At 64.5% G+C, this 20,678-nt stretch carries 17 protein-coding genes; 9 read left to right on the forward strand and 8 right to left on the reverse strand.

Annotation, left to right across the window (positions count from 1 at the left end):
* Positions 1 to 106 precede the first annotated feature (106 nt).
* The 7 genes from G5C50_RS24955 to G5C50_RS24985 all read right to left on the reverse strand — a co-directional run bounded on the left by G5C50_RS24955 (position 107) and on the right by G5C50_RS24985 (position 7,561).
* Positions 107 to 916, reverse strand: a complete 810-nt coding sequence (locus tag G5C50_RS24955) for a ThuA domain-containing protein (RefSeq protein ID WP_240907354.1) — start codon at positions 914 to 916, stop codon at positions 107 to 109.
* Entirely contained in the window at positions 913 to 2,067 is a 1,155-nt protein-coding gene (locus G5C50_RS24960) for a family 20 glycosylhydrolase (RefSeq protein ID WP_206107845.1), read from the reverse strand. The genes G5C50_RS24955 and G5C50_RS24960 overlap by 4 nt, the downstream gene beginning before the upstream one ends.
* Positions 2,064 to 3,032, reverse strand: coding sequence for a sugar phosphate isomerase/epimerase family protein (locus G5C50_RS24965; RefSeq protein ID WP_165073691.1), 969 nt, complete (start codon positions 3,030 to 3,032; stop codon positions 2,064 to 2,066). Before G5C50_RS24965 ends, G5C50_RS24960 begins: the two co-directional genes overlap by 4 nt.
* 11 nt (positions 3,033 to 3,043) lie before the next feature.
* On the reverse strand, positions 3,044 to 4,384 hold the full coding sequence (locus tag G5C50_RS24970) for a ThuA domain-containing protein (RefSeq protein ID WP_165073692.1): 1,341 nt from the start codon (positions 4,382 to 4,384) through the stop codon (positions 3,044 to 3,046).
* A 44-nt stretch (positions 4,385 to 4,428) separates the two neighbouring features.
* Positions 4,429 to 5,232, reverse strand: a complete 804-nt coding sequence (locus G5C50_RS24975) for an AraC family transcriptional regulator (protein ID WP_165073731.1) — start codon at positions 5,230 to 5,232, stop codon at positions 4,429 to 4,431.
* Positions 5,233 to 5,291: 59 nt separating this feature from the next.
* The gene (locus G5C50_RS24980) at positions 5,292 to 6,647 is read right to left on the reverse strand and encodes a Gfo/Idh/MocA family protein (RefSeq protein ID WP_165073693.1); all 1,356 of its coding nucleotides are present in this window, start codon (positions 6,645 to 6,647) and stop codon (positions 5,292 to 5,294) included.
* 107 nt (positions 6,648 to 6,754) lie between these two features.
* The gene (locus G5C50_RS24985) at positions 6,755 to 7,561 is read right to left on the reverse strand and encodes a hypothetical protein (RefSeq protein WP_165073694.1); all 807 of its coding nucleotides are present in this window, start codon (positions 7,559 to 7,561) and stop codon (positions 6,755 to 6,757) included.
* Positions 7,562 to 8,254: 693 nt separating this feature from the next.
* Between G5C50_RS24985 and folD the strand changes: the two genes are divergently transcribed.
* The 9 genes from folD to G5C50_RS25030 all read left to right on the forward strand — a co-directional run bounded on the left by folD (position 8,255) and on the right by G5C50_RS25030 (position 19,630).
* A complete protein-coding gene (gene folD, locus G5C50_RS24990) occupies positions 8,255 to 9,130 on the forward strand; it encodes a bifunctional methylenetetrahydrofolate dehydrogenase/methenyltetrahydrofolate cyclohydrolase FolD (RefSeq protein ID WP_165073695.1) in 876 nt (291 codons plus the stop codon).
* 3 nt (positions 9,131 to 9,133) lie between these two features.
* On the forward strand, positions 9,134 to 9,973 hold the full coding sequence (locus G5C50_RS24995; RefSeq protein WP_165073696.1) for a sugar phosphate isomerase/epimerase family protein: 840 nt from the start codon (positions 9,134 to 9,136) through the stop codon (positions 9,971 to 9,973).
* A 243-nt stretch (positions 9,974 to 10,216) separates the two neighbouring features.
* On the forward strand, positions 10,217 to 12,652 hold the full coding sequence (locus G5C50_RS25000; RefSeq protein WP_240907355.1) for a DNA gyrase/topoisomerase IV subunit A: 2,436 nt from the start codon (positions 10,217 to 10,219) through the stop codon (positions 12,650 to 12,652).
* Positions 12,653 to 12,718: 66 nt separating this feature from the next.
* On the forward strand, positions 12,719 to 14,647 hold the full coding sequence (locus G5C50_RS25005; protein WP_165073698.1) for a DNA gyrase/topoisomerase IV subunit B: 1,929 nt from the start codon (positions 12,719 to 12,721) through the stop codon (positions 14,645 to 14,647).
* A gap of 43 nt (positions 14,648 to 14,690) precedes the next feature.
* Complete coding sequence (locus G5C50_RS25010) at positions 14,691 to 15,683, forward strand: ABC transporter ATP-binding protein (protein ID WP_165073699.1); 993 nt, start codon at positions 14,691 to 14,693, stop codon at positions 15,681 to 15,683.
* A complete protein-coding gene (locus G5C50_RS25015) occupies positions 15,670 to 16,539 on the forward strand; it encodes an ABC transporter permease (protein WP_165073700.1) in 870 nt (289 codons plus the stop codon). Before G5C50_RS25010 ends, G5C50_RS25015 begins: the two co-directional genes overlap by 14 nt.
* Positions 16,540 to 16,542: 3 nt before the next feature.
* The gene (locus tag G5C50_RS25020) at positions 16,543 to 17,355 is read left to right on the forward strand and encodes an ABC transporter permease (protein WP_165073701.1); all 813 of its coding nucleotides are present in this window, start codon (positions 16,543 to 16,545) and stop codon (positions 17,353 to 17,355) included.
* Positions 17,356 to 17,524: 169 nt separating this feature from the next.
* Positions 17,525 to 18,241, forward strand: a complete 717-nt coding sequence (locus tag G5C50_RS25025) for a GGDEF domain-containing protein (RefSeq protein WP_165073702.1) — start codon at positions 17,525 to 17,527, stop codon at positions 18,239 to 18,241.
* A gap of 75 nt (positions 18,242 to 18,316) precedes the next feature.
* Positions 18,317 to 19,630: a sensor histidine kinase gene (locus G5C50_RS25030; RefSeq protein ID WP_165073703.1), complete on the forward strand. Its 1,314-nt coding sequence runs from the start codon at positions 18,317 to 18,319 to the stop codon at positions 19,628 to 19,630.
* Positions 19,631 to 19,642: 12 nt separating this feature from the next.
* Here the strand turns inward: G5C50_RS25030 and trxB are convergent, their stop codons facing one another.
* Complete coding sequence (gene trxB / locus G5C50_RS25035; protein WP_165073704.1) at positions 19,643 to 20,677, reverse strand: thioredoxin-disulfide reductase; 1,035 nt, start codon at positions 20,675 to 20,677, stop codon at positions 19,643 to 19,645.
* Between the last annotated feature and the right edge of the window lies 1 nt (position 20,678).

The raw sequence follows: 20,678 nt of genomic DNA on the forward strand, positions 1-20,678 counted from the left end.
CTTTCACCCAATTGCGTGATTCCAGGATGCACAGCCCGACGGCGATTGAGATCCAATCTCAATCAACGGGCGAGGAGTCCTAGAATAACAAAGGGCGTTCGGAGTTTCAACGCGTCGCGCGGGGAGAAGCGTCGGCCGGGGTGAGACCGAGAATCCATCGGGTCGATTCGAGCCACATGTCGCGAAACTCCTGTTCTTCCCAGACCTCGCGACGATGACCGAGACCGTTGTAGAGGATGCGTCCCTTGCCATACGGACGCGCCCAGGCGACGGGGAAATCGTTCTGAGGGCGAACACCCTTGCGGGTGCGGTCCAGCTTGTCGGGATCGAGTCTCAGGAGCACGCGCGAGTCGGCCGGTGAGAAATCGCGGATCTGATAGATCTCATCCTTGAGGGAGAAAGCGGGAGGCAGCTTTCGGAAGCCGGGAAAGTCGGGCGCGTCGACGATGAGCGGCGCGTCGAACTGCCCCCAAGGGTGGCCGTCGAACGCACCGCCGAGCATCTTGCGATACTCGGGCCATGATGGGAACGTGATCGTGGCGCTGTGGATTCCCATGAAGCCCTTGCCGTCGTCCCGAATGAAGGCGAGGAGATCGGCCTTCTGGGAGTCGTCCATGTCGAGATCGCCGTCGGTGAAGAAGACGACGGCGTCGAACTGGTCGAGGTTTTTGGCCTCGTACTTGAGAGGCTTCTTGGTGATGTTGCCGCAGTCGGTGCGGAGAGTCGCCTCCCAGTCGCCGGTGCTGCGGCCGAGGTCGTAGAGCGTCGCCATGGCCGTGGAGACGGCGTCGTGCTGATAGCCCTTGCTCTGGCCGACGAACAGGAGACGCTTCGGCACGCGCGGCTCCTCGCCGAATGAGGAGCCGAAGCCGGCCAGAATGAGAACCGCCATCGCCGTGGCGAGTCGCTTGCTCATCGACCTTCCTCCGTGGCGGCGGCCGACTCTCCCCTGGCCTCCAGCTTGCCGATGGCGTCGAAGACGGCCTTGAAGCAAGCCGCCTCGGATTCGTCGGCTCGCGCGTTCTTGCGCGGCGGACGGCGGCCGTAAAACTCGTCCAGGAAGCCTTCCGCCCCAGACCAGACCGTTTGGACGACTCCCCTCAGGTGGTTGCGGGTGGCTCGGCTCGAGTGTTCGCGGAACCGCGTCATGTCCTCCACCTGCAGGATCGCCGAGGAAGGCTTCCGCCAGGGGCAGGCGACGACGTCGAGCCCCTTCAAGGCGAACGCGACGGTCGTCGGGTCCGGGCGCACGTAGTGCCAGTCGCAGAGGACGACGTCCTTGGGAATCAGGTCGACGGCCCGATGCGTGTCGTTGGTGCTGGCCTCCCACTCGCCGAGGCCCGTGGTGCGGCCGTCGATCAGACGGTCGGCCCATAACCACATACGCCGATTCTTCTGCGCGAGATGGTCGCGGATGCGCCGGACCTCATCGGCGAACAGCACGGAGCGATCTTTACCCCCACAACGCTCGCAGCGGTCCTCGCCGATGTAGAAGACCTCGTCGAGCCCCGCGTGGAAGGCGTCGGCTTCAAAGGCCTCGCAGATCTCGTCGACGATCGGGAAGACGACCTCGTGAACCTGGGGATGCAGCGGGCAGTAGCTCTTGCAGTAGAGCCGGTCCGGGTTGGGCCAGACGTACTTCTCGGGCAGATTGACCCAGGGGGTCTCATCGAACTCGGGATGCGTCTGCAGCAACTTGCCGAGGTGCGATTGCCACGATTGATGACCCAGCAAATTCACCTGCGGGATGATCTTGATCCCATGTTTCTTCGCCGCCGCGACGAGCGTGGCCGCGTTAGCCTTTGACAACCCATCGGCCGACGCCAGTTCGGGACGACTCTCATACTGGTAGTTGAAGTCGATGCGCAGGATCAAGGTGTTGACGTGCCGGGGCCCCAACTCCTCGTCGATGAACCTGGCGAACTCAGCCACGCGTTTCGCGTTCGGCGCGGCGATGCAGAGGCCGCGGATCGGCATCACGTCGTCGAGCTTGTTCGGTTGTTCAGCCTGGGCCATTGGAGGAAGCCCGGCGATGAGGCATAGAAGGAAGACGTTTCGACACGTCATCGCGACACCTCGCTTCCCACCGGGGCCTCGGCGTCGATTAGGGACCGCATGAACTCGGCGGCCATCCTGGCGCTCTCGTGAGCGTACTCGATCCCAACCGTCCGGCCGTTGACCACCGGCAACTGATGGCACAGCTCGTATCCGATGTAGCCCTCGTAGCCGATCGCGTTCATGGCGCGGACGAAGTCGCGATAGTATCGCTCGGTTTCCTCGCCGACGACGCCGTCGTTGCGTTCAAAGCCACGGATCGAGCCGTCCGCGCGACGCTCGAACTCGCCGCCGAAATGGGTCAGGACCTGGAGGTCTCCGACCTCCCGCGCCCCGGCTTCGATGCCCGCCGTACTCCGGTCCGGCATGAGGGGCGCATCAAGGCAGACCTTGAGGTAAGGCGAATCCACCTCGCGGACCATCTGCAGGACGTCTCGGTGGTCCTTGATCAGCGGCTTGTGGTTCTGCAACGCGAGCGTCACGCCGGCGTCGCCCGCGTACTGGGCGCACTCGACGAGGGCGTCGCGGCACCAACTCCAGATTTCTTCATGCGAGAACTTTTCGTGGACGATCGGCCAGTAGTTTTCGGGAATGTCGTAGCTGGCGAGTCGGGGGTGTCGCGTGACGCCCCACCAGGCGAGAAACACGCGGAGCGTCGGCGCTCCCATGTCGGCGGTCATCCGGATCAACTCGCGGAGGTAGCAGATCTGAGTCTCGCGGACCTCCGGGACGGGGTTGCTGAAGTCGTTGTTGGCGGCCACGGCGTAGATCGGGACGCCCTTGTCCTCGGCAAGCCGGCGCAGGTCGCGGCAGCGGTTGGTCGGCCAGTCGAGCGGGTTCCCGTGCGGGCGCTTGCCGTCGACCTCGATGCCGTCGTAGCCGTACTCGGCGGCCCGGTCGATCATCTGCGGGAGCGTCAACTCCTCGCCATCGTACCAGAGGCCGAGGTAGGTGATGCTGTAGAGTCCAATCTTCACGGCGGGCCTCCTCAGTCGATGGCGCGGGCCGACCACCGGACCGCGTTGTGAATCAACCTTCGATACGACGGATGTTCATAGGCCGACGTTCCGTGCCCCAACTGCACGGCCACGACTCGGGCCGATGCACAGGGACCGACCCAGGCCACGACCGGGTCCGACTCCGGTGCATCGGTCTTCAAGAGCGGAATGGCGTTCTCGGCGTGATAAAGATTCTTGTAAGCCTCATCGCGGAGCAGGAACGGGGCGACGCCCCGGAGTACAGGATGCTCGCCCGCCGGAACGACGAACATCGGGACGTCGTCCTTCACGCTCGACGACGGCGCAGTCCCCTCGCGTTGCAGGCGATATCGCCCGCCGACGACCTTCTCGGACCACCAGGTCCAGGTCTGGAAGTCGAGCAGCCCGTGATGCAGGACGACGACCCCCTTGCCGGCCTCGACGAAGTCGCGGAGGTTCTTGCGGGACGTCTCGTCCAGGTCTCGTGTGAAGTCATAAAAGATCACCACATCGAACCGATCACGGACGTCCTTCTGAAAGACCGACGAGGTCTCGACGGGGAGTGACTTCAACCCCTCAACCCCATCGAAGAGCCCATAAAACGACGCGTCGTGGAAGTGGCCGCCCGTGACGAGCAACGCGCGGAAGGCCCGAGGCGAACCGTCTGGCGATCGAACGCCGCCGGTGGCCGCCCACTCGCCGGCGCGGGCGAGAATCACCGCCGCGTCGGGCTCGCGCCAGGCGGCCGCGTCCTTCCCCAACGTCAACGCCACGACCCGTCCCGAGCCGATCGACCGCGTGGCCGCCACCGGCACGCCTCCAGCCGCGGCGATGGTCTCCACATCGCTCCCGGACGTTCGGGCGGTCGCGACTGGGCCGAGCATGGGACGCTTCAACGCGAGCCCGGCGACGATCGGGTGATCGCCTCGCAACACTTCCAGATCGATGGGAGTCGCTGGCGTGGGAGCTGGCTCGGCGGTCAAGGGGGAGAGCCCCAACGAGGCCGACGGCCGCGTCACGCCTCCATACGTCACGACGAGCCCCTTCCCCGCCGCCACGAAACCAGCAAGCGATCGCGCCGTGGTTTCGTCGGCCGACCCGCCGTCGTCGACGACAAGGTCGAACCCCTCGAAGGCTCGCGACCCGAGTCCGATCGGCGACTCACAGAGTCGAACTTCGAAACGCCCCGATTGATCGAGAACGCGCCGAATCTCAGTGAGAGCCTCCCGGCGCTCCGTTTGATCCGAGCCGCTGAGGACGAGAGCGCGGATCGGAGCAGCAACGGCGGAAGCCCCGACGCCGACCATGAATCCCAGGGCGATCATCCCGATTCGACGTCGTATCGCAGACATGGGCTGGCTCCGAACGAATATCGGCCTTCGACCACGCCGCGAATCTACTCGGGCTCCCTGCTCGGTTCTTGCTCGCTCGCGTCAGGGTTTGGAACAAAACCGTCGCGACGCGAGTAGTGCGCGCGGTAGTCGCGAGGCGTCCGGCCGAACTGACGGCGGAATTCGCGGGTGAAGTGGCTCTGATCGGCGAAGCCGCAATCCGCGGCGATATCCGCCAACGATCGACGGGTCGTCGCCAGCGCGCGAGCAGCCAGACGACAACGCAGGCGGCGGAGGTACTTTTGAGGAGTCGTGTGGAACTCCTCCTGGAACCGACGTTCGAACGCCCGAACGGAGAGGTGGGCGATTCGGGCCAGTTGCGCGTTGGCGATGGGCTCGGCGAAGTGGTCTCGAAGGAAGGCCAGCACCGGCCCCAGACCCGAGGCCGTCGCCACGTTGGCCTCGCGACCGACCAACCGGCGCGTCAGGCCGGCCGTCGCCACGACGCGTCCGTGTTCGTCGAAAAGCGGGATCTTGTTCGTGACGCTCCAGACGGCGCCGCCGCCGGGCTCGCCCACCAGTTCGATCCGGTCGACGATCCTCCCTCCGCCCAGGACGTATTCGTCGTCCATGCGAAACTGGTCGGCCAGGAAGGGCGGCGAGACCTCGTAGTCGGTCTTCCCCACCACCGCTTCAGGTTCCGCCGAGCCGTTCGATCGCCCGGCGAACGCATGGTTCAATCGAAATGCCCGGTTCACCCACTGATACCTCCCGTCGCGGTCCTTCACCCAGGCGACCACGTCGTCCAGGCAGTCGAACAACTCGGCTAGTTGAAGAAACCGTCGGAAATCGGTGCGTTTACCGGGCATTTGCGCCAAGCGCTGAGTCTCCTCTTTCAGCGAGAACCACGTGAGGCCGTCCCCGCAGATCAGAGCGTCCAGGGCTTGCGGTACTCGTAGTGAAGCAGCGCATTGGCGGCGTCCGCCCCGGTCCCGGTGAAGCGTTCGGCGGCGGAATCCCAGGTCAATCGTTCGCGGACGGTCATCGCGATGTTGGCTAGGTGGGCGTAGATCGTCGACCGGTGCCCCTCGTCGACGTCGGCGATCGGTCGCTTGCGAGCCTTGACGTTGTCGAGAAAATCGCGCGCGGCCTGGACGTCGAGGTCGAAGGCGTCCCCCGGGCCGGACTCGGGTTCGCGACGGGGCTTCGGGTCCTGAAACTGCCCCCCCTTCTCGGGGATGATCTTGTACCCCCGAATGTTGGCGCGAAGCGTACCCAGCGTCCCTCGGATCTCAACCTCCGCGCCATCCGCGAGCAGCGGCTGGCCGTTGGATTCGTAGAGGCTGAACTGCGTCAACATGCCGCTGGCGTGCTCGAAGATGGACTCGGAGGAAACGGGGATCGTTCGATCGTCGTCGACCCCCGCGCGTGATCCAATCGCCGCCACGGCGGTCGGAGCGGTCTCGCCCGTCAACCATCGGACGAGGTCGAAGTAGTGGACTCCCCAGTTCCCGACCTGCGACGAGTAAAGGTGATGCCACCGGAACTTGTAGGGCAGCACGTTCGGATTGAACGGCCGATCGGGGCGAGGTCCAAGCCACATCTCCCAGTCGAGCCCCTCCGGCGGCGCGGAGTCGGAGGCGTGGCCGATCCCCCCCGGGGCCATGTTCGAGGCGTAACCGATCCGAGCTCCCGTCACCTTGCCGAGGGACCCACCCTGTACGAGTTCCGCCAGCTTGGCATACATCCGTGACGCGCGGCGGTGCGTTCCTACCTGGACGATCCGTTGATGCTCGCGGGCGGCGTTGACCATCGCCCGGCCTTCCTGGATGGTGATCGATAGGGGCTTCTCGCAGTAGACGTCCTTCCCAGCGCGACACGCGGCGATGGTCATGATCGCGTGCCAGTGATCCGGGGCCGCGATCACCACGGCGTCTAGATCCTTGCGGTCGATGATCCGGCGAAAGTCGGCGACGCGTTCCACGCCTTCCGGCATCGGCGGCATCTTGGCGATCCGGCCTTCCAATGGCTTCCAGCGGGGATCGATCCGATCGTAAGCGGCGTTGAGGTAGGGCTCATAGACGTCGCAGAGAGCGACGACCCTGGCGTCGGGATGAGCCAGAAAGCCCTTGAGCAACTGGCACCCGCGATTGCCGACCCCGATGAATCCCAGCCGAACCGAATCCGCAACAGCCCCCGCCGAGGCCCGAGTCGTCAGGGCGGCCGTCGTCGCCATCGCGGTTTGGGTGAAGGTTCGCCGGTCGATCTGGAGTGGGGGACGCATCGCGGGACCGCCTCTCGGAAATCCTGTGCTAGGGAGGTCATGGTTCGAACGCCCCTCAGGATAATCCAGCGGTGAGCCGAACGCAGGGCATCTGCGATCCGGAAGGATCAGTCAGAATTCAGCGGCAGCGTCGCGATCGAGGCCCGCGAATCCGTGGACTTTCCGACGAACCGGTATCCACAAGAGCGGACCACGCACAACGAGCCGATCAGTACGGCTGGATACAGCGTCATGATCAGCAGGATGTAAGCCCACCCCGTCTTGTGGGCCTCGACGGCGAATGCGAAGAACGCCCCAAGCAGCGGCGATATCAAAAACACGAGTGGCGCTCGGTGAATCAGCCGTCCCTTGCCGAGCACCGCCCAGAGGCACATTAGACCAACAGCCACGAAACACATGGCCCATACGACCGTGAGAAGGAGTCGGTTGGGACCACTTGCCTGCAAGGCCTTCGCCAAGGTGCACATCAGGGCGACGACCGCCGTGAAGACCATGATCCCTCCGATCGAGAGCTTCAGATCCTCTGGCGGGTCTTGCTCTGCGGCTTCTGATTGCACCCGTCGCTCGACCCTGGAACCCATCGCTCGCATCACAAGGAGGGAGACAATCGTTAGTGCGACAGCCAGGCTGGAGATCCCGAGGAACTCGCTGCTCAAACTGAAAGGGACGGTGACTTCCAGGTAGACTGCGCCGAGCAAGACCCCGATCATCCTCGACTTGACCGGATCTCTTGATGAGACACTCCACAGGGCGAGGAGCGAAGCCTGGCATAAGGTCAATGCATGGCATGGGACGATCGGCAGATATTTGAGCCCGATTCGTGTTCCCAGTTCGAGGCGGGCAAAAAACGCAGCGATCATGCCGAGAGCGAGATGAAGGATCGTCAGCCCAAAGAGACGTTCGGCGAGAGGCATCAGACCACCTCCGTGTGAACAGACCCCCATGAGGGGCGATACCCGTAGATTCGCTAGAACCCCGCCGACTCCATCGAAGACTCAATTTCTCGACTGTCCGTTGGCCTCGGATGCTCCAAGGTTCTACGACCTGTCCTATCGTTCCTTATAGACGAGCCGGTTCTTTGGCATCCCGTTCATCACGAATCGATCCCGGCGGGAACTCCACCGGGCAACGAAAACTGCGCGATCAAACCCAATCCACGGCCTGAGAACGCGGCCATAAGATACTATGATTCATGGTTTTGTGTTGGCCACCGCCATGAGACGCGTATCGAACGAACCCATCATCGACTTCGCGAAGCAGGTCGAGTACGTCAGGGTAATCTGGGAGGATAGAGGAGCCGAAGAACCCAAGCTTCGTCCTGGCAGCCGCGTTCGTTCCATCCTCGTCCTCCGCTTTGAGAACCAAGGCGGAAGTCTCTCGAGTAACGACCGAACCAAGCCAATTCTCGGGCGGCGAATCCGATGGGAAAAGCCAAATCAGCCAAGGACTTCCATCACAGGGCATCGTTTCTGGGGCGGCGCGATCGGACCCAATTCTCCGAGGCTGGATCGAAGCCGCTGGGTCGCCTGGATCGGCGGGTTGCGGCATAATGGGGGCTGGCCGCGACGGGTCGGCCGGTGATTTCAAGTCGGTGGGGGGATTGAGACGTGCCAGCTGTGATCCTGGACGGGAAGGCCCTGGCGGAGCGGGTTCGCGAAGGCTTGGCCGGCGAGGTGGCGGAGTTCCGCCAGGCGACGGGGATCACGCCGGGGCTTTCCGTCGTCCTCGTCGGCGAGGACCCCGCCAGCCGGGTTTACGTTCGCAACAAGGAGAACGCCGTCAAGGCCGCCGGGATGAACGGCGAGGTCGTCCGGCTCCCGGCTGACTCGACCCAGAAGCAGGTGCTCGACACCGTCGACCGCCTCAACGCCGACCCCAACGTCCATGGCATCCTCGTTCAGCTTCCCCTGCCGAAAGGCCTGGACTCGGTCGAGGTCATCGACCGGATCGACCCGCTGAAGGACGTCGACGGCTTCCACACCCAGAACGTCGGTCTGCTGGCTCAGGGGCGGCCCCGGTTTGTCCCCTGCACACCGCTGGGGATCATCGAACTGCTGAAGGACGCAGGAGTTGAGACGAAGGGGAAGCACGCCGTCGTCCTGGGCCGATCGCAGGTCGTCGGCAAGCCCGTGGCCCTGCTCCTCCTGCAGAAAGGCAAGGGGGCCGACGCGACGGTGACCGTCTGCCACACCGGCACCCCCGACCCAGCCCGGTTCGCCCGCGAGGCCGATATCCTGATCGCCGCGATGGGCGTCCCCGAGGCCGTGAAGGCCGACTGGATCAAGCCGGGCGCGGTCGTCATCGACGTCGGCATCCACCGTAAAGAAGACGGAAAGCTCTGCGGCGACGTGGCTTTCGCCGAGGTCGCTCCGGTGGCTTCGCGAATCACCCCCGTCCCCGGAGGCGTCGGCCCGATGACCGTCGCCATGCTTCTCAAGAACACGCTGCACGCCGCCAGGCTCGCCGCCGACCGCCGAGGCTAAACCGTGATCAAGCTAGGCATTTGCAACGAACTGTTTGAAGGCTGGGACCTCAAAGACGTCTGCCGGGTCGTCCGTAGCCTCGGCTACGACGGCCTGGAGATCGCCCCGTTCACCCTGGCCCCCCTCATTACGGACCTCTCCAAGTCCCAGCGGGCCGAGATCCGCCGGACGGTCGAAGACTCCGGCCTGACGACGATCGGCCTCCACTGGCTGCTCGCCAAGACCGAGGGCTTCTACCTGACCTCGACCGACGCCGCCGTCCGTCAACGTACCGGCGACTATCTACTGGCTCTCGCCGAGGCCGCCGCCGACTTGGGGGGCTCGATCCTCGTCCTGGGCTCGCCCAAGCAGCGTGACCTGCTCCCCGGCGTAAGTTATGACCAGGCCGAGGAATACGCATTGGAGACCTTCCACCGGATCATGCCGGCCGTCGGCGATCTGGGGATCGACCTCTGCATCGAGCCGCTGGCACCGTCCGAAACCAACTTCCTGAATACCTGCGAACAGTCGGAAGCCCTGATCGCCAAGGTGGGCCACCCGAACTTCAAGCTGCACATGGACGTTAAGGCCCAGAGCGCCGAGACCGACGCGTCCGTGCCCGACCTTATCCGCCGTCATGCCCGCACGGCCGGCCACTTCCACGCCCAGGACGTGAACCTCAAGGGCCCCGGGATGGGGGACGTCGATTTCGCCCCGATTCTTGCGGCTCTCGTCGAAAGCGGCTACGACCGCTGGGTTTCCGTCGAGGTCTTCGACTTCAAGCCGGGAGCGGAGGAAACCGCTCGCCAGAGTATTGAGTGCCTCCGAAGGAATCTCGACGCCGCCTATGCCGCTCGCCGTTAGGGCCGTCTCGACTCTGCCGCCGCCATGAATATTGTATTTTTGTACACTATTCCATTGCGGCGGCCGATGATGAATTGGTATTGTGGCGATCGTCGGAGTTGGTTTGATCTGTCTCGGCAAGAGGCTGAGCTTTAGGTACGTCAGGACGGGAGCCGGGGTCCAGAGATGGCGAAACGGAACCGCCGAGGGAATGATGATCGGGAGGTTCGCCCGCGGCGAAGCACGCTGACGGAGGACGTTCCGTTGGCGGAAGCGGCTCGGGAGCGGTACCTGACGTACGCCCTGAGCGTGATCACTTCGCGAGCCTTGCCAGACGTCCGCGACGGGCTTAAACCCGTGCAGCGGCGAATCTTATATGCGATGTGGTCCGACCTTCGGATCACCGCCGACGGCCGGTTCATGAAGTGCGCGGCGGTGGTCGGCGAGGTCATCAAGAGCTACCACCCCCACGGCGACCAGTCCATCTACGACGCCCTCGTCCGGATGGCCCAGCCGTTCTCGCTTCGCCATCCTCTCATTGAGGGCTACGGCAACTTCGGCTCGATCGACGGCGACCCGCCGGCCGCCTTCCGGTACACCGAGTGCCGGCTGACGCCCATCGCCCAGACCCTGCTGAGCGAGCTTCGCGAGCAGACGGTCGACTTCCGCGACAATTACATGGCGACGACCCAGGAGCCGGTCGTCCTCCCCGCACAGTTCCCGAATCTGCTCGTGAACGGGACGGCGGGCATCGCGGTCGGCATGGCGACGAACATCCCGCCGCACAACCTCAAGGAAGTCTGCAACGCGCTCGTCGTCCTGCTGGAGAATCGGGAAGCCCCGCTGGAGAAGCTCACCCGTCACGTCATCGGGCCCGACTTCCCTACCGGCGGCGTGATCCTGAACCCGCCGGAGGACATCCGGAAGATCTACGCCACGGGACAGGGCTCGCTCAAGCTCCGCGGCACCTACACCCGCCCCGAAGTCCGGCCCAACACGATCGTCATCGATTCCATCCCTTACGGAATTGAGAAAGACCCGCTGGTCGCCCGGATCGGCGAGCTGATCGGCAAGGGGATGGTCCCTCAGCTCACGAACGTCAAGGACCTGAGCACCGACGACATCCGGATCGTCCTTGAACTGAAGCCTGGCTCGAACGCCGACGCGGCGATGGCCTACCTCTTCAAGAACACGCCGCTCCAGGTCAACTACGGCGTGAACCTGACCTGCCTGCTGCCGGCGGAAGGCGCCGCGGTGGCGGTCCCGGCTCGTCTCGATCTGAAGACGATCCTCCAGCACTTCCTCGACTTCCGGATGGACGTCGTCACGCGGCGGCTCAACTACGAGTTGCGGCTGCTGCTGGCGAGGATCCACATCCTGGAAGGCTTCGCCATCGTCTTCAACAACCTGGACGAGGCGATCCGGATCATCCGGGCCAGCGACGGCAAGGCCGACGCCGCTCCCAAGCTGATGTCGCGGTTCAACCTCAGCGACCTCCAGGCCGACGCCATCCTCGAAACCAAGCTCTACCGCCTCGGCAAGCTGGAGATCAAGGACATCCTCGCCGAGCTGGCCGCCAAACGTACGCGGGCCGGCGAAATCCAGGCGCTTCTGGCCGACGAACCGGCCCGCTGGGCGATCATCAAGGACGAGCTGAAGCAGATCGCCAAGTCCTACGGCGATGCTCGGCGAACCAAGATTGAAGCCCCCGCCGCCCCGATGGAGTTCCGCGAGGAAGACTACATCGTGGACGAGGACGCCTGGGTCATCGTCACCCGAGGCGGCTGGACGAAGCGGCAGAAGTCGTTCACGGACGTCGCTAGCATCCGCGTTCGCGACGACGACCAGGTCGGCTGGGTCTACCGCGCCCGGGCCCGCCAGACGATCACCCTCTTCACCGATCGCGGCATGGGCTACACGCTCCGCGTGAACGACATCCCCATGACGACCGGCCACGGCGACCCGATCCAGAAGCAGTTCGCCTTCGAGGACCAGGAGAAGCTCGTCGGCGTCGTCTGCCACGACCCGCGCTGCCTGCCGGACTTCGCGAAGCACTCGCAGACGCCGGCCCGACTGATGCAGAAGACGCTCGACGTCGACCTGGACGCGGCCTCGACCAACGGCCACGCCTCGACCAACGGCGAGGCGAACGGCCACGCCGGGCCCAGTCTGCCGCCACCGCCGTACGTGATCGCCCTGACGGCCGGCGGCAAGGTTCTGCGATTCCCCCTGGCCACGCTGGCGCCGGTGTCGACCAAGAAGGGCCGCCTGGTCATCCGGCTCGACCCCACGTTCAAGGAAGACTCGGTTGTGGGCGTCGAGGCGACCGACGGGTCTGAAAACGTCTGCCTGGCCACGAAAGCGGCACGCGTCCTGATCTTCCCGGTGACCGAGGCGAACATCGTCGCCTCGGCCGCGAGAGGCGTGGCGGCGATCAAGCTCGACGCCAAGGACCGGGTCATTGGCTTCGTCCTGGCGAACAAGAAGCGCGAGGGCCTGGCCGTCCGGACCAACCGCGGCGCTGAGCAGATTGTAAGAGCCACCAAATACCCCGTCACCTCGCGAGGGGGTCGCGGTTACGCGATCCTCCAGCGCGGTTCTCTGGAGTGCCTCGTCCCCGGCGAGGCCGAGCCCGTGCCGCCCCTCGATCAGGTGAATGAGGCCGGCGACTCCCGGTCGAAATCCGACGACAAGGATTGACGAACCCCCGCGTCCGCGAAAAATACCGCGTCCCGGCACTGGCCGGTCGAGAGGGACCAGACCCCGATGTCGAACGGATCCGCGACGTACAACGCCAAATCGATCACCGTCCTTGAAGGGCTGGAGGCCGTTCGTCGCCGTCCCGGCATGTACATCGGCGGCGTCGACAAGGCTGGCCTGCATCACCTTCTCTGGGAGATCGTCGACAACGCCGTCGATGAAGTAATGAACGGCCACGCATCGCGGATCGTGGTCACCCTCCACAACGACGGCCGCACGATGTCCGTGTCCGACAACGGCCGAGGCATCCCCGTCGACAAGCACCCCAAGACCGGCCAGAGCGCGCTTGAGGTCATCTTCACGACCCTCCACGCCGGCGGCAAGTTCGACAACGACGCCTACAAGGTCGCCGGCGGTCTCCACGGCGTCGGTGCCAGCGTCGTCAATGCACTCAGCAAGAGCCTGATCGCCGAGGTCCGTCGCGACGGCCGGTCCTATACTCAGAAATACAAGCGGGGTAAGCCGCTGGGTCCGGTCGAGGCCGGCGATCCCATCCGCGGCTCGGGGACGACCGTCACCTTCACGCCCGATACGGAAATCTTCCAGTCGCTCGACTACGATTCGGCCCTGATCGCCGAGCGGCTCGACGTGAAGACGTATCTCAACAAAGGGCTGGTCATCCAGTTCATCGACGAGAAGGCGAAGACCTCCGTCGAGTTCCGTCACGACGGCGGCGTCGTCGACTTCCTGGACTCCGTCAACAAGCGACGCGAGGACAACCGCGTCGCCCCGCTCCCCTTCGTCCTCGAACGGGAGCTGGAAGACGACGGCCTGCGGCTCCACCTGGCGCTCGCCTGGACCGAGGCGACCGACGAGGACGTCCTCTCGTTCGTCAACACAATCCCGACCCGCGACGGCGGCACGCACGAGATGGGGATGATCTCGGCGGTCGGCTCGGCCGTGCTCCGCTTCATGGAGACGCACGACTTCGTCAAGAAGGGCCTAGAGATCAAGCGCGAGGACGTCCGCGAAGGACTCACCGCCGTCCTTTCCATCTGCATCCACGAACCCCAGTTCCAGGGCCAGACCAAGGGCCGGCTGAACAACCCCGAGGTGCGCGGGCAGGTGGAGTCGCTTGTTCGGCCCAGCCTGGAGGCGTTCCTCCACCAGAACAAGAGCGTCGGCGAGGCCGTCGCCAACCGCGTCATCCAGGCAGCGAGAGCCCGTGAGGCCAGCCGGGCCGCGGCGTCGCAGGTCCGCCGCAAGACGGCCGTCAGCGGCAAGCTCAACCTGCCGGGCAAGCTCGCGGATTGCGACAGCACCGACCCGGAAGAGTCCGAGCTGTTCATCGTCGAAGGCGACAGCGCCGGCGGCTCCGCCAAGCAAGGTCGCGACCGTGACATCCAGGCTATCCTGCCGCTTCGAGGCAAGGTCCTCAACGCCGAGCAGGCCGGCAAGGCCAAGGTGCTCGACAACAAGGAGCTAACCGACCTCGTCAGCGCCCTCGGCTGCGGGATGGACGACCTGTACGACCCGGCTCGTCTTCGGTACGGCAAGGTCATCATCCTGACCGACGCCGACAGCGACGGCCACCACATCGCCACCCTGCTTCTGACCTTCTTCTACCGTCATATGCCCGGGCTGATGGCCGAGGGCCGCGTTTATCTGGGCTGCCCCCCTCTGTTCAAGATCACCTGGGGCAAGGAGACCTACTGGGCCTCCGACGACAGGCACCGCGACCGCATTCTCGCCAAGCTGCCGTCGAACGCGAAGCCCGACATCACCCGCTTCAAAGGGCTGGGTGAGATGCCCGCCAAGCTCCTCTTCGAGACGACCTTGAACCCGGAGGGCCGTCGCCTCCTCCGCGTGGTCGTCCCTGAGGAGGACCGGCCCTACACCGAACGAACCGTCAGCGACCTGATGGGCAAGGAGCCCGAGGCCCGCTTCAAGTTCATCATGGAAGAAGCGTACACGGCCAAGGACATCGATATCTGATCGATCGTCCGGCCGCCGCGAGTCAGCCAGGAACAAGCTCCCCATGCCGATCATCGAGGTCGAAGGTCTGTCCAAGACCTATCGCGTCTTTCAGAAGCAGGAGGGCCTGCTCGGTGCCATTCGCGGGCTCTACCACCGCGAGTATAAAGAGGTGAAGGCCGTCGACCGGATCGGCTTCACCATCGAACCGGGCGAAATGGTCGCCTTTCTCGGCCCCAACGGCGCCGGGAAGACGACCACGCTCAAGATGCTCTCCGGCCTGATCTACCCATCGGGCGGCGACGCCAAGGTCCTCGGTTACACGCCCTGGAAGCGCGAGGACGCCTACCGCCGACGCTTCGCGCTGGTCATGGGCCAGAAGAACCAGCTCTGGTGGGACCTTCCCGCCGAAGACAGCTTCCAGCTCCACCGCGAGATCTACTCCATCCCTCGCGAGCAATTCGATCGGACGCTCGGCGAACTCGTCGAGTTGCTCGGGGTCGGCAAGCTGACCCGCCAGCCCGTCCGAGAGCTTTCGCTCGGCGAACGGATGAAGATGGAGCTAATCGCCGCCCTGCTCCACGGCCCGCAACTCCTGCTGCTCGACGAGCCGACCATCGGCCTCGACGTCGTCGCCCAGGCGGCGATTCAGAAGTGTCTCCGCGACTATCACGAGAAGCGCGGGGTGACGATGCTTCTGACCAGCCACTACATGCGGGACGTGGAAGCTCTCTGCGACCGCGTGATCGTGATCACCCACGGGACGATCGTCTACGACGGGCCGCTGGCGGGGATCATCGAGCGATTCGGCGAGTCGAAGCTGGTCAAGCTCCAGTTCGAGGGCCCGGCCCCCGATGGACTGGAACGCTACGGCGAGGTCGTCCGCCGCGAAGGGCCCTTCGCCGACGTCCGGATCGAGCGTTCCCGCGTCGCCGGGGCCCTGGCTGACGTGCTCAATCGCAACGCCCTGGCTGACATCAGCGTCGAGGACCCTCCGCTGGAGGACATCATCGCCAAGGTCTTCGAGGAGGCTCGGCTCGCCCATGACGCCGCCTGACGCCGCCGCGATCGCGATTCCCGCGACGCCTTCTCCCGGCCCTCTCCACGCTCTGGTCAAATACGCGCGGATCTTCCGGGTCTCCCTCATCGAGCGGATGACCTACCGCAGCGACTTCCTGATCGGGACGCTTCTCCGTTTCCTGCCGATCATCACCACGGTCCTTCTCTGGAAGGCCATCTACGAGGGGTCGGGCCAGACTCAGATCGGCGGCTTCAACTACCGCGAGATGATCGCCTACCTGTTGCTGACCAACATCAGCCGGATGTTCTCCAGCATGCCCGGTCTGGCGGGGGGCATCGCCCGGGAGGTTCGCGAGGGGACGCTCAAGCGATACCTGCTCCAGCCGCTCGACCTCCTCGGCTTCCTGCTCTCGTCGAGGGTCGCGCACAAGGTCGCCTACATCACGATGTCGTTCCTGCCTTACGCCCTGCTTTTCTACCTCTGCCGGAGCTATTTCGACGGCTTCCCGGACGCGACGACGATGGCGGCCTACGCTTTATCACTCGTCCTCTCATTCCTCGTCGGCTTCTACTTCGAGGCCAGCGTGGGGATGGTCGGGTTCTGGTTCCTGGAGGTCACCTCGGTCCTCTATATCGTGATGACCCTGAACTTCTTCATCTCTGGCCACATGCTGCCGCTCGACCTGCTGCCTCAGCCGTGGGCCGGTATTCTCAAAGCGCTCCCCTTCCAGTACATGGCCTATTTCCCGGCCGTCGTTTTCCAGGGAAAGATCCGGGGCACTGAGTTGATCCTCCACCTGGGGCTGGAGTTGTTCTGGGCCCTCGCGTTCATGCTTCTGGCAAGGACGCTCTATCGGGCCGGGCTGAAGCGCTACAGCGCGTACGGAGGCTGACCCATGATTTCCGGCGTCCTCCGTTACCTCCGGATGCTCGGTGGCCTGGCTCGCTACACGCTGGCCCGAGAGATGGCCTTTCGAGGCAACTTCCTCGTGAAGGTCTCGGTCGAACTGCTCTGGATGGGCATCCTGATCGCGTTCTACCGGACGGTGTTCGGCAAGACGAACCAGATCGCCGGCTGGAGCGAGCCCGACTACTTCTTCTTCGTCGGCTGCTTCTTCGCCATCAACGGGCTGATCGAAACCCTCTTCCTGGAAAACTGCAACGAGTTCGCCGAGCTGGTCCGCACCGGCGACCTAGATTTCCTCCTGCTCAAGCCGATCGACGAGCAATTCCTGGTCTCCTGTCGCCGGATGGACTGGGGGACGGCGCCGAACCTCGTGATGGGCGCGATCCTGATGGTCGTCGCGCTCGTCCAGAAGGGGTGGACGTTCGATCCCTCCCGGGTTGCGGCGTTCGTGGCGACGTTCGCATTCGGCGTGGCCATCGCCTATAGTTTTATGATGATCCTGACCTCGTTCTCCGTCTGGATGGTCCGCAACCAGAGCCTGATGGAAATGTGGTGGCTCTTCTCCAGCCTGGCCCGTTACCCTCGGCAGATCTTCTCAGGTCGGGGGGCTGAGACGCTCGGGCGGTTCTTCACGTTCGTCGTCCCGATCCTGCTGGTCTCGAACGTCCCGGCCGATGTGATGGTCCGAGTTCTGGACTGGTGGATGGTCGGCTTTACTGCGGCGGTCGCCGTGATCTCCCTGTGGGTCAGCCGTTGGTTCTTCCAGTTCGCGCTCAGGTCGTATCGCAGCGCTAGTAGTTAAACAAACGTCGCTACCACTGATGCACGCAGACAACAGAGGAGGCGACCTGTAGCGCATCGGCGAACTTTCGCTGCGACGCTCCTCCATAAACTAGGATTCAGATAAGCGGGGAGAGACGGTCGCGGAGGCGCCCATCCCCACGGAGGCGCGATGCAGCATAGGGTTGAACATGACGCGTGACGAGTCGCCGAGCGCTGGGCCTGGCTCCCCGGAATCCCCCCTCCTGAGGGAGATCCAACAACTGCGTTCACGATTGGAGGAAGCTTATGCGACGATCGAGGTTCTACTCGCCAACCGCACCAGCCTGGAGGAGGACGTCCTCCACCTTCGTCGAATCGCGGCGACCGACGAACTGACAGGGCTTTGGAACCGCCGATTCCTCGTCGACTCGCTCGACATTTCCTTCTCCTTTGCGATCCGACACCGGCTGCCGCTCTCGCTGGTGCTCCTGGATGTGGACCACTTCAAGACGTTCAACGACGGTTTTGGACACGCCGCCGGAGACGTGATCCTTCGCGACGTCGCCTCGTTGATCCAATCGTGCGCTCGGAACCACGACGTCGTGGCGCGGTATGGCGGCGAGGAATTCGCGATCCTTCTGCCGGGGACGGATCGCTTGGGCGCAGACTCTGTTGCAGAGCGGGTTCGACGGACGATCGAGGAGCATGGCTGGTCGCTTCAAACGATCACGGCGAGCCTGGGTTCAGCGACCCTCAACCACGAAGGCGAGCTCACACCTCGCACGGTTTCGGCCCTGGTTGAAACAGCGGACCTCGCCCTCTACCACTCGAAACGACAGGGACGCAACCGCGTCACCCACGCCGACGAGTTGATGCCGAAGGCTGCCGTCGCGACCCACGGCGCAGCCTCGAGAGTGGGATATTGACCCGTATCCGCTGGTGTCTCGATACTGGATCCGATCTTCGACCCAGGAATCCGTACCGACCCCGGCAGATCGCGGATGGCGTATGTAGCGGCTCTGATGCTCTTGATCCTCCTCGCGATCGCGGCGCGAACCGTGCGCGGGGGGTGGACGATCAATGATCTGGCCATGGGGTTGATCCGCCTGGCCGAGGGTCGGCGGCCGGTGCAGTTGCACGCCCGCGAATCAGGAAGGCTTGGAGAGCTTGTCGCCGCCTACAACGCGACGGCTCCGGAAATCTTCGACAGAATCCAGGCGTTGGAGGCCGACCGGGAGCAGCTTCGAGTCGTGCTGGGAGCGATGGCCGAAGCCGTTCTCGCCGTGGACCCTCGCCGACGGCTGCTCTTCGCCAACGCGAGCGCGGATGCGCTCTTCGGCCTCGACCCCGACTCGGTCGGGCGACTCATCCCCGAGTTGATCCGAAGCCCGCAGGTCCAGGGGGCCGTCGAGGCGACGTTCCGCATCGCTCACCCGGACGCCTACCACGTTGAGTTGACGCTCCCTGGCCGCGATGCCCTGCGGTCGCCCTCGCGGATCCTGGCGGTCCGTGGGACCCCCCTGCCGGGCAAGTCTCCTGCTGGCGCCGTCCTGGTCTTTCACGACGTCAGCGAGCTGCGGCGTCTGGAACGGATGCGTCAGGATTTCGTCGCCAACGCCTCACACGAGCTGAAAACGCCGCTCGCGTCGATCAAGGCTTACGCCGAGACCCTGCTGGACTGGGCGCTCGAGGATCCCGAGATGAACCGTCGGTTCCTGGAACGGATCGACGAGCAGGCCGACCGGCTCGACGCCCTGGTCCGCGACATGCTGAGCCTCGCCCGACTGGAATCGAATCAGGACTTCTACCGGCACGAGCCGCTCGCCCTGATTCCCGTCCTCTCCACTCAGGTGGAGACCCACCGCGACCGGGCTGAAGCAGGCGTGCTCTCATTGACGTTCGACGACGGCGGCGTCGAAGGGGACGCGACGATCCTCGCCGACGAGGAGGCGGTCCGGCAGATCTTCGACAACCTGATCGACAACGCAATCAAGTACACGCCCGAGGGTGGGAACGTTCGGGTAGCGTGCTCGGCCACCCCAAGCCTGATCACGGTGGAAGTCCGCGATACCGGCGTGGGCATCCCCCGCGAGGATCAGTCGCGAATCTTCGAGCGGTTCTACCGCGTCGACAAGGCGCGAAGCCGAGAGCTTGGGGGGACCGGCCTCGGACTGGCGATCGTCAAGCACCTCGTCTCGTCATTGCAGGGACGGGTCGAGGTGTCGAGCCGACCGGGAGCCGGCTCGACGTTCGTCGTCCGGCTCCCCAGGGCCTCGGCGTCCCTTGCCCCGGCCTCCCCCGTTCGAGAGGGCTGAGCAGCCCCAGGCTCAGTGATGTTGGGTTTCCAGCCACTTCTCGCAGTCCATCGCCGCAGCGCACCCGGAGCCGGCGGCTGTGATCGCCTGCCGGTAGTGGGTGTCGACCACGTCGCCGCAGGCGAAGACGCCCTCGACGCTCGTCGCCGTGCCGTAATTGGGCAGCTTATCCATGAGGCCGGCCGGAGCCTCAGCGTCCTTCCAGGCGAGCGCCGTGCGAGTCAGGATGTAACCCTCAGGCGTCGTGGCGATCTGCCCTCGGAAGATCTTCGAGTTCGGGTCGTGGCCGATCGCCAGGAACAAACCGGCGATCTTGAGGTCGTTATGCGATCCATCCTTCGTCGACTTGAGCCGGACCCCTTGAAGCTCGGGGAAGGACCCGGACTCATCGCCCAGGATTCTCTCGACCTCGGCGTTATAGGCGTAGTGGATCTTGGGGAAGTTCTTGAGCCGGTCCTGCATGATCTTGGAGGCCCGAAGCTCGTCGCGACGGTGGATCAGGGTGACCTTGGTGGCGAACCGCGTGAGGAACGTAGCCTCCTCCACGGCCGAATCACCGCCGCCCACCACGGCGATCTCTTTCCCCTTGTAGAGGGCGCCGTCGCAGGTGGCGCAGGTGGTCACGCCATTGCCCCGGTAAGGGCCTTCAACTCCCAACCAGCGCGCCGAGGCGCCGGTGGCGATGATCAGGGCGTCGGCGGTGTAGGTGCGAATGTCCCCGCTGGTGGGGTCGCCGCTAGGGTCGTCGGTCGTTTTGACGGTGAAAGGCCGCTTTGAAAGATCAGCCTCGAACACGGTCTCCCACCGTGTGTCGGCTCCAAAGCGCTGGGCCTGCTTCCGCATAAGCTCCATCAACTCGGGGCCTTCCACGCCTTCTGGAAAGCCAGGAAAGTTGTCGACCGACGTCGTCAGCGTGAGCTGACCGCCGGGTTCCTTCCCTTCGAAGACGAGGGGAGCCAAGTTGGCCCGTGCGGCGTAGATGGCGGCGGTCAGCCCGGCAGACCCCGATCCAATGATAATCACGGCCGAATGAGCAGCAGCAGACATC

This window comes from Paludisphaera rhizosphaerae (assembly GCF_011065895.1).
Taxonomy (GTDB): Bacteria; Planctomycetota; Planctomycetia; order Isosphaerales; family Isosphaeraceae; genus Paludisphaera; species Paludisphaera rhizosphaerae.